The organism is Flavobacterium luteolum (assembly GCF_027111275.1).
In the GTDB taxonomy this organism is placed as follows: Bacteria; Bacteroidota; Bacteroidia; order Flavobacteriales; family Flavobacteriaceae; genus Flavobacterium; species Flavobacterium luteolum.
The window spans coordinates 4,067,968-4,080,735 of the sequence record NZ_CP114286.1; the positions used below are offsets into that span (position 1 = coordinate 4,067,968).

Here is a 12,768-nt window from a genome sequence, read left to right on the forward strand (position 1 = left end):
CAAATAGTACAAGTTTTAATTGTATCGCAAATTGATCGAAATCTCAATTCGTGTTAATTCGTGTAATTCGAGGCGTTTTTTTAAACAATTTTGATATCGTATTTGTCTAATAATCCAACAATTCCGTCTGTAGAAAATTGTGCTTTTTTCATCGGATTAAATTCAGGATCGATTTTATAATTATAAGCTGTTTTAAAATTAACTCCAGCCAATTGTGTTTCGTTAAAAATAGCGCCATCAAGATTGCAATTATCAAAAATAGAACTCGTTAAATTCGTTCCGATAAAAGTTACTTCACGCACAGAAGAATTGATAAATTTGGTTTTTGGCATTTTTTTATTCGAAAAAAGCGCATAATCCAAAACGCAATCTTCAAAATATACCTGAAATAAGAAATCGTCACATTCGTTAAAAGCGATTCCCAGAAGTTTACAATTTTTAAAAGTGACATTTTTTAAACTTGTTCCAGCCAAACTTGTCATAGAGAGATTGCAGTCAATAAATTCGCAGTCAAGAAAAGTATTAGAACTAAAATTGCTGTTGGAAAAATCACAATTTTTAAACACACAATCTTCAAACTCCCGATTGTTTATTCGTTTATCAATATAAACAACTTTGTCAAATGTTTTCTGAATGTGAATTATGCCTTCCATGTTTTATTTAGCTTAAAAGTTTAAATGAGATCTGACAGTATTTTTAATCCGTCAGGTTTATTTTAGAAGACTAAATTAGTCATTAAATATACCTTTCATAATGGTTTTCAATCCCAAAAAGATCAAAACCATAGAGCTTAGACAAGCTACAATTCCGATTGCTAAAACAAGATAGTGCCAGTTGTTGCTTTGATTCTGAAAAGCATTATAAATTAACGATGGACCAAGAAACATTAAAGGCAAAGCACCTGTTAAATATTTAATTCCTTTTCCTAGTAATTGTCTGTTTGTTGCCATTTTGTTTTTGTTTCAAGTTTTCTTTGTTTCAAGTTTCAAATTGCAGTTTGAAACAACATTTCACATTTCAAAGAAAACTTTTTACTTATTATAATTATCGACAGCATTTCTCACGCTGCCGTATTTTTTTAATAATTCTGATGCTTCATCATACGATACTGGAATCTCGTCCATAATCATTTTTACGCCACGGTCAACCAGTTTAACATTACTTAGCTGCATATCCACCATTTTATTGCCTCTTACTTTTCCTAGCTGAATCATTGCAGCAGTAGAAATCATATTTAAAACCAGTTTTTGAGCAGTTCCAGCTTTCATTCTCGAACTTCCTGTAATAAATTCTGGTCCAACAACAACTTCAATAGGGAATTGAGCTGTCAATGCCAAGGGACTTCCGGCATTACATGTAATACATCCTGTAATGATATTATTTTCATTACAAGCTTCTAAACCACTAATTACATAAGGAGTTGTGCCAGATGCCGCGATTCCAATTACAACATCATTTGAATCTATATTATGATTTTGAAGATCGATCCAAGCATTTGTTGTACTGTCTTCAGCGTTTTCAACAGCACGTCTGATAGCGGTATCTCCACCAGCTATAATACCATTTACTAAATCAAAAGGTACTCCAAATGTAGGCGGACATTCAGAAGCGTCAACAACACCAAGTCGGCCAGAAGTTCCCGCTCCAATATAAAACAATCTACCACCCAGCTTTAATTTGTCGACTATTTGCGGAATCAAAGCTTCGATCTGTGGCAAAGCTTTTTCGACAGCATAAGGAACAGTTTTGTCTTCTTGATTAATATTAGATAACAATTCATGAACAGACATTTTCTCTAAATGTTCATATTTTGATGCTTGTTCCGTGGTTTTTGTAAATGTCATTTTATAGTTATTTAGACGCGCCAAAATTAATATATTTTATCTCAATCTCGCAAAGTTCAAAGCTTTATAATCTTCATTTTCTTTTATTTTTTTGAATAAAGACGCTTCTTTCTCATCATTGTTACATAAACTAAAATATTATATTTGTTTAATATAAAAAGATAAATGGATAAATTAGGATTTTTAGATAGCGTTGCCCGTATTGCTGTCTTTGTTTCGTTATTATTGGCACTTTTTTTACTTACTGTAAAGACGGAGAATAAATTGGCTAACCGACTTTTTGCTTGTTTTATTATTTTGTCAGCGATTGATTTTAGCGGATTAATGGATTATTCATTTCCTATAGAATATATAAATATAGATTTGTTTAGAAGTACAGTGTGTTTGTTAGAAATGCCTTTGATTTATCTCTATGTTTTGGCAGTTTGTTATTCTGATTTTAGACTAAAATGGAGGCATTTAATCTATACACTTCCATTTATAGTGATGAATTTTGTTTTAATGCCGAGAATTTATTTGAAATGGGGTGCTGAAAAGCAGTTTATTTTAGAACATTACAGTACAATGTTTGAAATTTACTTTTTTCAAATTCTAATCGAATTTCAGTATTGGTTTTATATTGTGAGTATATTCTTGATTTTAAGAAAATACAAAAGAATTTATCTCGAAAATTATACGAATCCTAGTACGTCTACCTACAAATGGCTTTTTCAGATGAATTGTGTTTTTGTAGTTATGCATTCTATTACAGCTTCAAAAAATTTATTGCGCTATACCGCTTCCAGAGATACTTTTTTGTGGGGAAATGTTTTAATGGTGATTATGGCTTTAAGCGTAATATGCTGGTTTGTTATGAAAGCATTAAATCACCCAGAGCTTTTTAGAGGAATTAATTCAAGATTGACGTTAACTAAAGACTTTCTTCCTAAAGAAAATAATGAAGCCATCGAAATTACAAACAATCAGGATGAAGCTGTTTCTGCCCAAATCTCAGCATTAAAAAATTATATGGTTGAAAAAGAGCCATTTCTAGACCCATCGCTTACAATTCAGGAATTGGCAAATCAAATTAATATGCCTGTTCGAGATTTATCTATTTTGATTAATCATCATATGGACCAGCATTTTTTTGATTTTGTGAATGAATACCGCATTCAGAAGGCGATGACTATTTTGAAAGACTCTTCAAAAAATCAGTTTACAGTTTTAGAAATATTGTACGAAGTAGGTTTTAATTCGAAATCATCGTTTAATACTTCGTTCAAAAAATATACAAATTTAACACCGACAGCGTACAGAAATAGCTAAAAATAAAGGCTTTGTAAAAAGTCGAACGCATTACAAAAAAAGGTCGAACCAATTTCTATTTTAGAAAATGGTTCGACTTTTTTTTGTCGGTCGCATAGGCAAATTTTCTAAGGCAACTTTGCTTCAAATTAATCGAACAAGTTAAAAATTAGAAATCATGAAAAAATTAAATCTCCTAATCTTTTTACTATTGCCTTTATTTTGTTTAGCACAATCAACATTAAAAAGCAAAGTAGCTAGTGAAACAAAAGCTTTAGAATGGGCAGAAATTTCAATATTAAATAAAGAAGGAAAAATTATCGATGGAACTACAACTAAAGAAGATGGTTCTTTTGAAATAAAACTTAAAAACGGCTTTTATAAAATACAAATCGATCTTTTAGGATTTACTAATTATGAAAAAGAAATTTCGCTAGAAAAAAATACCGATTTAGGAACTATTATTCTCAAAGAAAATGAAACCAAATTAGTTGAAGTTGTAGTTCAATCTAAAAAGAAAACCATCGAACAGAAAACAGATCGCTTAGTTTATAACCTTGAAAACAATGTTACAACAACTGGCGGCGATGCTTTAAGTGCCATTAATACAGCGCCTGGAGTTGTGGTAAAAAATGATGTAATTACCATTTTAGGAAAAGGAACTTCACGCGTCATGATAGACGGGCGTTTGATTGAATTGACTGGCGAGGAATTGAATAATTTCTTGAAATCGATTTCTGCAGCAGACATTAAGAATATTGAAATTATAAGCAATCCGCCAGCAAAATATGAAGCCGATGGTACTGGAGGATTGATAAATATTATCATGAAAAAAGGAGTTCGTGATTCGTGGAAAAATTCGACAACAGTTTCTTACGATCAGAATAAATACGGGATTTATACTTTAAGAGATAATTTCTTTTATAATAAAAATAAGTTTCGTCTTTCAGCAAGCGTCAACGGAAAAACAGGATATATGAATATAGATGAAATTTCAAAAGTATATTTTGAAGACGGAATTTCAAATATGAGTGCGACGACAAAAATGAAAAATGAAAATCTATCAGGGAAATTTGCTTTAGATTATGATTTTTCAGAAAAAACAACAGCGGGTTTTCAATTTATAAACGATAGAAATAATCCGGATTTTCAATCGGATATTGTGATAGACAGATATGATACTGAGAATCAATTAAAAAATTATACAATCAATAAAAGTTACGCAGACAGAGCATCGGGAAGTTTAACGTATAATGCGCATTTGATAACAAAACTGGATTCGCTGAACCGAAAATTGTCTTTTGATGTGGATTACTTTAATTACAATTCAAAATTTGATCGTGAGTTTATCGCAAACGACTATTTAGCAGATGGAACTTTTGTTACAGTGAATCAGTCAGGGCAAAATATCTCAAACCAAGATATTCATAATTGGAGTTTTAAGGCAGATATGGAACATCCGTTTGAAGTCCTGAATTTATCTTATGGCGCGAAAATGAGTTTTACAAACAGTGTAAGTGATGTACTTTATTATAATACGATTTCGGGAACTCCAGAATTAGATCCTTTACAATCAAACCGATTTAATTATACGGAAAATAATCAGGCGTTTTATGTTAACGGAGATAAAAAAATCAATGAAAAATGGAATTTTCAAGTTGGTTTGAGACTGGAAAATACGCAAACAAAAGGTTTCTCTGAAACTTTAAACCAGGAAACGGTTAATAATTATTTGAAATTGTTTCCAACGGTTTTTGCATCGTATAAGAAAAATGACAACAATACTTTTACCTTAAATTACGGAAAAAGAATCAATAGACCACGTTTTGATTTATTGAATCCGTTTCGAATTTATATAAGCAGTAATAGTTATTCAGAAGGAAATCCGTTTTTGCAGCCTTCGTTTAGTGACAACTTTGAGTTTGGATATTCTTATAAAGAAATATTGCGAACTACTGTTTTTGTCAATTCAATTACAAATGGCTATGGCGTTTTGTTTACCTCAAATCCGGCAACAAATACACAAATTGTAACAAGAGATAATTATTTCAAAAGTTTGAATTATGGAGTTGGAGAATCATATTCGGCAACTTTTACAGATTGGTGGACAAGTGAAAATTCTTTGTATTTTTTAGGCGCAAAAACAGAATTTATTAAAGAGATCAATGCAACTCCGTCAAATAGTTTAGAAGTAGATTTTTCGACAAATAATACTTTTGTTTTAGGAAAAAATTCTAAACTTCAAATTGATTTTAGCTACACTCCACCTTATGAAAGCGGTTTATACAAAATAGGTTATACATCAAGTTTTGATATTGGTTTTAAGCAGGATTTGTTTAATAAAACAGTGCAAATTGCCTTTTTGGCAAATGATATTTTTAATACTTCTTACTTAAAAGATTTCACTTCTGTGGTAAATGGCGTAAAGCAAGTTTACAGTCAAAACAATAGCAACCGATTTGTTCGTTTGTCTGTGGTTTATAATTTTGGAAATAAAAAGATCAACGTTAAAGAACGCAATTTTGGAAATCAAGAGGAGAGAAAAAGAGCTAATTAAATTAGATAATTAGAAAATGTGCCAATTAGATAATAATAATTTTCTAATTGGCACATTTTCTAATTGACACATTATAAAAAGAATGCCAATAAAATTCCGAGAACGATCATAGAAACTTTGGCGATATTAAATTTATGCCCTTCGCTGCTTTCAAAAATAATCGTTGATGAAATGTGGAATAAAATACCAATTACGATTGCCGTTATTTCGGTGTAATATTTACTTAAAAAAGGCAAATATTCAGATGCTACAGTTCCTAGTGGCGTCATAATGGCAAATGTGAGCATGAAGGCAAAAATGGCTTTTTTGTTTAAATCGGCATTAATGAAAAATGTTGTTAAGATAACAGCAATTGGCAAATGATGAATGGCAATTCCGACGGCTAAGCCATGATGATGGCTTACTGGAAAACCTTCTAAAAAGGCATGAATGCAAAGACTGATAAACAATAGCCACGGAATCTGAGACATTTTTGCATGTCCGTGTACGTGTCCGTGTTCGGCACCTTTTGAGAAAAATTCGAGAACGATCTGGAATAAAATCCCGACCATTATGAAGATTCCGATATTGTGATTATGCGATTCGTAAACATCTGGTAGCAGATGCATTACTGTTAAAGACAATAAAAAAGAACCGCTGAATGCAAGCAGCAGTTTTAAATTGGTTTTGTTTTCTGGTTTTATAAACAAAGCCACACTATATCCTAAAAGTACAGAAATTAAGGGTAGTAAATAGTTCATTTTTATTTTGTTTAATCGTTGATTCGTTTAATCGGTTAATTGTTTTTTTGTTTAGCGATTAAACGGTTCAACAATTAAACGATTAACCAATTTATTTAAAAATCATGATTAATCTTTCGCTTTCGGTTTTATGGAATTTTTTGAGTTTATAGTCTCCAAAAATGTCCAGCAGGAAAATTCCAGCCTCGTCCATTAAATCCTGAAAGTCTTTCAAAGTTAGTGCTTTTACTTTTTCTGTAAAATGATATTTTCTGCCTTGGTCTTCAAAATCAATTTCTTTGAAAATATGCCCGTCTTCTACATATCTTTTGATGTGAAAATCTATTTCGTCAACCGTTTTTACTTCTTCTGGAACAAGGTTTTCAATTACGTTTGCAACATTCATAAAATCAATAACCGCAAAACCATATTCAGATAAGCTTTCTTTAATTGCTTTTAAGGTTGTTAGATTATCGTCGTCGCTTTCGAAGTAGCCAAAACTGGTAAAAAGGTTGAAAATGGCATCGAACTTTTCTTCAAAAGGTTCGCGCATGTCGTGCACTTTAAAATGCAGGGTTTCATTACTATTTTTACTAGCTTCAGTAATGCTGTTTTCAGACAGATCGGCTCCTAAAACATCGTAGCCTAATTGATTTAAATAAATAGAATGACGGCCTTTTCCGCACGCTAAATCCAATACTTTTGCTTTCTCAGGCAAATTAAGGTAGTGCGTTAAATTGTCCATGAAAACTTGAGCTTCACGATAATTACGATCCTTGTAAAGAATGTGATAATAAGGCGTGTCAAACCACGAAGAGTACCAGTTTTGATCGTCGCCTTCTTGATTTGGGATGGAGTCGTTATGCTTTTCGGACATTTATTCTATTTCAATTAATTCAAAGTCCGGCAAATTTAGTGTATTTTTGCCGAAAAATTACTATTTAGCAGCGATACATTGTTGCATTATGCAAAGAGATGCAGGAATGCATCTTTTAAATTTTTAGTTTTTTTTAATTTAAAAGACAAGATGGAAGAAAATTTTAAAATGATTGCCAAATGTTTTTTTGGCTTTGAAGAAATATTAGAAAAAGAATTACGTGCACTTGGCGCTCAAGATGTCGAAAAGGGGGTGAGAATGGTGAGTTTTAAAGGAGATAAAGGTTTTATGTATAAAGCCAATTTGTCTTTGCGTACCGCGCTTAAAGTCTTAAAACCAATTTATTCTTTTAGAGCAAATAATGAACAAGCGTTGTACAAAGGTATTTCGGGTTTAAACTGGTCTAAACTTTTAAATGCGAATCAGACTTTTGTGATCGATGCAACGGTGCATTCTACTTATTTCAATCATTCTGAATTTGTTTCGCAGAAATGTAAAGATGCGATTGTAGATCAATTTAGAGAAAGAACTGGTCAAAGGCCGAGTATTGATAAGCAATATCCAGATTTACGCATTAATATTCATATCGACAAAGATCAGGTTTCTGTGGCTTTGGATACTTCTGGAGCTTCGCTTCATCAGCGTGGTTATAGAACAGCTACCAATATTGCTCCGATTAATGAGGTTTTAGCGGCTGGAATTCTTTTACTGTCTGGCTGGGACGGACAAAGTGATTTTCTTGATCCAATGTGCGGTTCTGGAACTTTCTTAGCAGAAGCAGCAATGATTGCCTGCAATATTCCGGCAAACATTAACAGAAAAGAATTTGCTTTTGAAAAATGGAAAGATTGGGACAATGATTTGTTCGATACAATTGTTGATAGTTTAATGAAAAAAACAAGAGAGTTTCATTATACAATTAAAGGTTTTGATAAAGCGCCAAGTGCTGTAAGCAAAGCCAAAGACAATATTAGAAATGCCAATTTAGAAGATTATATTAAAATTTACGAAGAGAATTTCTTTGATACGGAAAAAGAAACAGAAGGAAAACTTCATATTGTTTTCAATCCGCCTTATGATGAACGTTTAGATATTCATATGGAAAGATTTTACGCCAGCATTGGAGATACCTTAAAGAAGAATTATCCAGGAACAAACGCTTGGTTTATTACAGCAAACCTAGAAGCTTTAAAATTCGTAGGATTAAAACCTTCAAGAAAAATTAAACTTTTTAACGGAAGCCTTGAAGCACGTTTGGTAAAATACGAAATGTACGAAGGAAGTAAGAGAACGAAATTTCAGGTTTCTGAATAGGTGCAAAGTAACAAAGGTTCAAAGGGACAAAGTGAAAATCTTTGTCGATTTGAAAATCTTAACTTTAACCTAAAAGAATATTTAGAATATAATTTGATTATGAGTTCAAAGAACTAGGCTTTAAAACTACAAAGAGAAGAAACTTTGCCTCTCTGAACCTTGCAACTCTGAACCTTAAAAAAAATAATTTAAAATAAATAGTAAGCTTCTAAGAATATAAGCTGCAAGAAGAAAAACTTAGCAGCTTTGCATCTCAGAACCTTAGCAACTCTAAAAAAAACATGTCAAAACTACAACTACGCGCTTTTTTATACCAATTGGCAGCTTTTGCCATTTTATTTCTTGCATTTAGATATTTGATTGCTGCTTACACAGGATTAACTGGAATCTGGATTCCGATGACGGCATTTGTAATCGGAACTATTATTGGACCTAAATTCCAAGCTGTAAGAACCAAAGACGGTGAAAAGCTTTTTATGAAATGGCTTTTTATAAAAGGAATTAAAGAAATAGGATAATTTGGAAAATATATGAGGAAAATTGGACTTATCGGTGGAATCAGCTGGGTTTCTACATCTGATTATTATACTTTGATTAATAAAGGAATTAATGAGAAATTGGGCGGACTGAATTTCTCGGAATGTCTAATCTACTCTTTTAATTATTCCGATATTAAAAAGAATAACGATGCTAACGATTGGGATTCGACTTTTAATATGCTTTTAAAAGCTGCTGAAGTTTTAAAATCGGGTGGGGCAGAAGCTATTCTTTTATGCGCCAATACCATGCATTTAATTGCTGATAGGATACAAGAAGCTATTGATATTCCTCTTATTCATATTGCAGAAGAAACAGCGATTGAAATTCATAAAAAACAATTGAAAAAAGTTGGTCTGCTAGGAACGAAATTTACAATGGAATTGGATTTCTTTAAAGATAAATTGGCTGAGAAAGAAATTGAAACGATAATACCACTAAGCGAAGCTGATAAAGATTTTATTCATTACACCATTTTCGAAGAATTAGGAAGAGGAATTGCAACAGAAGAAACGAAAAAGCGTTACTTAGAAATTGTAAATGAATTAATTCAAAACGGAGCAGAAGGAATCATTTTAGGATGTACCGAAATTCCACTAGTCATAAAAGAAGGCGACTTAAATGTTCCAATTTTTGATACTACTTTAATACATACACAAGCAGCGATTAATTTTCAGTTAACTTAGTTTTAGGTGCTGAGGTTCTAAGCTACTAAGGTTCTAAGTTTTCTTAACAACATAAAAAAAAGCGGTAAATTCAACTTGAATTTACCGCTTTTTTTACCCTTAGTCCCTTAGTATCTTAGCATCTTAAAAAAGAACTATTTCTTCTTCTTAGGTTCTTCTTTTTTTGCAGTTTCAGACGCCATCGTTTTTTTCTTATAAATCGGAATAAAGTAAGAAACTGTGTAGTTGAAACCAATTCCGAAACTTCCATCATAAGTTCTATTGAAGCCAGGAATATAAAGGTTTTCAAAATTATTAGGCTCTTTATTGGTTGCCAGAAGTTTAAGCTGTACGCCAAAACCAACAAATACATTTTTAAAAACCTGTGCTTTTAATCCCATGGCAACCTCGATCCAAGTTGCTGTAAGGCCGTTATATTTTTGACCTTCTGCTATAGGCGGTAATTCTCCCCAATACGGATTCGGATTATAGATTTTGTAATTAATCAGTTCTTGGCTAAAAGTACTGAAACCGCCTCGCATTCCAATCGTAATTAAGTTTTCCATATCCAACCAGTTTTGATAAAAATTATAATCAAAACCTGCTTTTATGTACGTTCCGTTAGCCGAAGAGGTTAATCGGTCATCCTCGGTAGTTTTGTCCTCGTAGCCTAGTTCTGCAGCTATATAGTATTTTTTTGTCAAGCGCCAATCTCCAACAAATTCGACTCCTTTATAATCTTTGTCATAAAGCCCGCGCGTAAGTTTGTACAAATCGACACCTACACGAAGCCCGTAGCGATCTGTTTTTACAACGCTGTCTTTTTGGGTTTCCTGAACTTCTGGTTTTGCCGTCTTTACAGTTTTTTCTGTTTGAGGCTTTTTAGTCACTATTGTATCTTTATTTTTAGAAATCTCAGGAACATCCTGAGCGTAACCTAAAAACATTGAAAACAATAATGAAAGACTAGAAATAAACTTTAATGTGTGTTTCATTTTCAGATTCAATGTTAGGGTTTTCTAATACAACGTCGGTCATCCAAATACTACCGTCTGGATCAGTTTGAACAATAGGTAGAACGTTTCTTAACTGAAATATAGTTTTAAATCCACATGCTCTAGAGACGTATACATTTTGCGATGTATAATTAAATTTTAACACATCAGTATTGATTGAAGCAGGATTAAATGAATTGGAAATAAACTTGAAGGTTGTTGTACTGTCGTTTACTTTTAAAGGAATCATAACAGTGCTTCCATTGGTTACATATCGTAATGAATCATCAACTGCAAGACTTTCATTAAAAACAATTCCCTGTTCCATTCCTTCACCAATAACTTTTAAGTTACTCACATTTCTGGTTTTGGTAGGATTGGAAATATCATAGAATGTAATCACCAATCTAGGTGTAGTTGGTGTATTAGGATCACAGACATCATCTTTCTCGCAGCTAGATAAGCCAAAAGTAAAGAGCAGTAAAAGAGAGATTAGTTTTTTCATCTATTTTTATCGAAGTTCTAAAAGTACAACATTTTCAACATGATGCGTCTGAGGAAACATATCTACAGGTCTCACACGTGTTACTTTGTATTTTTCATCCATTAAAGCCAAATCACGTGCTTGCGTTGCAGAATTACAGCTTACATAAACAACTCTTTTTGGTGCAATTTTTAAAATTTGCTCCACTACATCTTTATGCATGCCGTCACGAGGCGGATCTGTAATAATAACATCTGGTTTTCCGTGCTGTGCAATAAAAGCTTCATTGAATACCACTTTCATGTCACCAACAAAAAACTCGCAATTTGTAATATTATTGCGTTCTGCATTGGCTTTAGCATCAAGAATTGCTTCAGGAACACTTTCTACTCCGATTACTTTTTTTGCTTTTTTAGAAACGAATTGAGCAATTGTTCCCGTTCCTGTATACAAGTCATAAACTGTCTCGTTTCCGGTAAGACCAGCAAAATCTCGGGTTATTTTATATAATTCGTAAGCTTGGTCAGAATTGGTCTGGTAAAAAGATTTTGCGTTAATACTGAATTTTAGACCTTCCATTTCTTCTAAGATGTAATCTCTTCCTTTGTAAAGAACAACATCTTGATCGTAAATAGTGTCGTTTGGTTTTCCGTTTACAACATATTGCAATGAAGTAATTTGTGGAAATTTCTCGTATAAATGATCAAGAATCAACTCTCGGTTTTCTTTATCATCTTCAAAAAACTGAATTAAAACCATAATTTCACCTGTAGAAACAGTACGAATCATTACAGTTCTTAATAATCCAGAATGTTCTCTTGGATTAAAAAACGCTAAATTATGTTCGTTTGCAAAAGCTCTGATTTCGTTACGAATGGCATTTGAAGGGTCTTCTTGTAAATGACATTTGTTGATATCAAGAATTTTATCCCACATTTTCGGAATATGGAATCCTAAAGCATTTCTGTTTCCTAAATCTTCAGTGCTTCCAATTTCTTTTTCTGTTAGCCAACGGCTATTTGAAAAAGAAAATTCCATTTTATTTCTATAAAAGAACTGTTTTTCAGAACCTAAAATATCTTCAAATTCTGGAAGTTCAATTTTCCCTATTCTTTGTAAGTGATTTTTAACCTCATTTTGTTTAAATGCAAGCTGCTGGCTGTATTTCATATTTTGCCATTTGCAGCCTCCGCATACTCCAAAATGTTCGCAGATTGGTTCTACTCTATATTCAGATAATTCGTGAAATTTTACAGCTTTACCTTCGTAGTAAGCCTTTCTTTTTTTTAATGTCTGCACGTCCACAACATCTCCAGGTACCACATTCGGAATAAAGATTACTTTTCCGTCAGGTGCTTTGGCTACTGAAACGCCTTTTGCACCAGCATCAAGAACTTGAATTTGATGAAAGACAACTTTGTCTGTATTTTTTCTTCCCATAGCGCAAAAATAAGCCTTTGAAAACTTTTACAAATTTAATTTTTGAAAA

At 32.5% G+C, this 12,768-nt stretch carries 13 protein-coding genes; 5 read left to right on the forward strand and 8 right to left on the reverse strand.

The window, feature by feature from the left end; translation table 11 throughout:
- Positions 1 to 80: 80 nt before the first annotated feature.
- The 3 genes from OZP10_RS17440 to murQ form a co-directional block, all read right to left on the reverse strand.
- On the reverse strand, positions 81 to 653 hold the full coding sequence (locus OZP10_RS17440) for a pentapeptide repeat-containing protein (protein ID WP_281632017.1): 573 nt from the start codon (positions 651 to 653) through the stop codon (positions 81 to 83).
- A gap of 75 nt (positions 654 to 728) precedes the next feature.
- On the reverse strand, positions 729 to 950 hold the full coding sequence (locus tag OZP10_RS17445) for a DUF6095 family protein (protein ID WP_281632018.1): 222 nt from the start codon (positions 948 to 950) through the stop codon (positions 729 to 731).
- Positions 951 to 1,031: 81 nt separating this feature from the next.
- Positions 1,032 to 1,844: an N-acetylmuramic acid 6-phosphate etherase gene (gene murQ, locus OZP10_RS17450; protein WP_281632019.1), complete on the reverse strand. Its 813-nt coding sequence runs from the start codon at positions 1,842 to 1,844 to the stop codon at positions 1,032 to 1,034.
- 165 nt (positions 1,845 to 2,009) lie between these two features.
- Here murQ and OZP10_RS17455 point away from each other — a divergent pair, with 165 nt between their 5' ends.
- Together OZP10_RS17455 and OZP10_RS17460 are read left to right on the forward strand one after the other, a co-directional pair.
- Positions 2,010 to 3,152 carry a helix-turn-helix domain-containing protein gene (locus OZP10_RS17455; protein ID WP_281632020.1) on the forward strand — a complete coding sequence of 381 codons (1,143 nt, stop codon included), beginning with the start codon at positions 2,010 to 2,012 and terminating at the stop codon, positions 3,150 to 3,152.
- Between the two features lie 157 nt (positions 3,153 to 3,309).
- The gene (locus OZP10_RS17460) at positions 3,310 to 5,688 is read left to right on the forward strand and encodes a TonB-dependent receptor (RefSeq protein ID WP_281632021.1); all 2,379 of its coding nucleotides are present in this window, start codon (positions 3,310 to 3,312) and stop codon (positions 5,686 to 5,688) included.
- 71 nt (positions 5,689 to 5,759) lie between these two features.
- On the opposite strand, the gene OZP10_RS17465 is transcribed toward OZP10_RS17460, so the two are convergent.
- Both OZP10_RS17465 and OZP10_RS17470 read right to left on the reverse strand, forming a co-directional pair.
- Positions 5,760 to 6,428: a ZIP family metal transporter gene (locus OZP10_RS17465; RefSeq protein WP_177210180.1), complete on the reverse strand. Its 669-nt coding sequence runs from the start codon at positions 6,426 to 6,428 to the stop codon at positions 5,760 to 5,762.
- Between the two features lie 91 nt (positions 6,429 to 6,519).
- Positions 6,520 to 7,284, reverse strand: a complete 765-nt coding sequence (locus OZP10_RS17470) for a class I SAM-dependent methyltransferase (RefSeq protein ID WP_281632022.1) — start codon at positions 7,282 to 7,284, stop codon at positions 6,520 to 6,522.
- A gap of 150 nt (positions 7,285 to 7,434) precedes the next feature.
- Between OZP10_RS17470 and OZP10_RS17475 the strand changes: the two genes are divergently transcribed.
- The 3 genes from OZP10_RS17475 (at position 7,435) to OZP10_RS17485 (ending at position 9,821) form a co-directional block, all read left to right on the forward strand.
- Positions 7,435 to 8,598 carry a THUMP domain-containing class I SAM-dependent RNA methyltransferase gene (locus OZP10_RS17475; protein WP_177210178.1) on the forward strand — a complete coding sequence of 388 codons (1,164 nt, stop codon included), beginning with the start codon at positions 7,435 to 7,437 and terminating at the stop codon, positions 8,596 to 8,598.
- A 281-nt stretch (positions 8,599 to 8,879) separates the two neighbouring features.
- A complete protein-coding gene (locus tag OZP10_RS17480; protein ID WP_177210177.1) occupies positions 8,880 to 9,116 on the forward strand; it encodes a hypothetical protein in 237 nt (78 codons plus the stop codon).
- A 12-nt stretch (positions 9,117 to 9,128) separates the two neighbouring features.
- Positions 9,129 to 9,821: an aspartate/glutamate racemase family protein gene (locus OZP10_RS17485; RefSeq protein WP_281632023.1), complete on the forward strand. Its 693-nt coding sequence runs from the start codon at positions 9,129 to 9,131 to the stop codon at positions 9,819 to 9,821.
- 134 nt (positions 9,822 to 9,955) lie between these two features.
- Here the strand turns inward: OZP10_RS17485 and OZP10_RS17490 are convergent, their stop codons facing one another.
- From OZP10_RS17490 to rlmD, 3 genes are read right to left on the reverse strand one after another with little or no spacing between them, the layout of a single operon-like run.
- Positions 9,956 to 10,795 (reverse strand): DUF6048 family protein, encoded by an 840-nt coding sequence (locus OZP10_RS17490; protein WP_281632024.1) that lies wholly within the window; start codon positions 10,793 to 10,795, stop codon positions 9,956 to 9,958.
- The gene (locus tag OZP10_RS17495) at positions 10,767 to 11,300 is read right to left on the reverse strand and encodes a DUF6452 family protein (protein WP_281632025.1); all 534 of its coding nucleotides are present in this window, start codon (positions 11,298 to 11,300) and stop codon (positions 10,767 to 10,769) included. The genes OZP10_RS17490 and OZP10_RS17495 overlap by 29 nt, the downstream gene beginning before the upstream one ends.
- A gap of 6 nt (positions 11,301 to 11,306) precedes the next feature.
- On the reverse strand, positions 11,307 to 12,719 hold the full coding sequence (rlmD, locus tag OZP10_RS17500) for a 23S rRNA (uracil(1939)-C(5))-methyltransferase RlmD (protein ID WP_177210173.1): 1,413 nt from the start codon (positions 12,717 to 12,719) through the stop codon (positions 11,307 to 11,309).
- Positions 12,720 to 12,768: the final 49 nt, after the last annotated feature.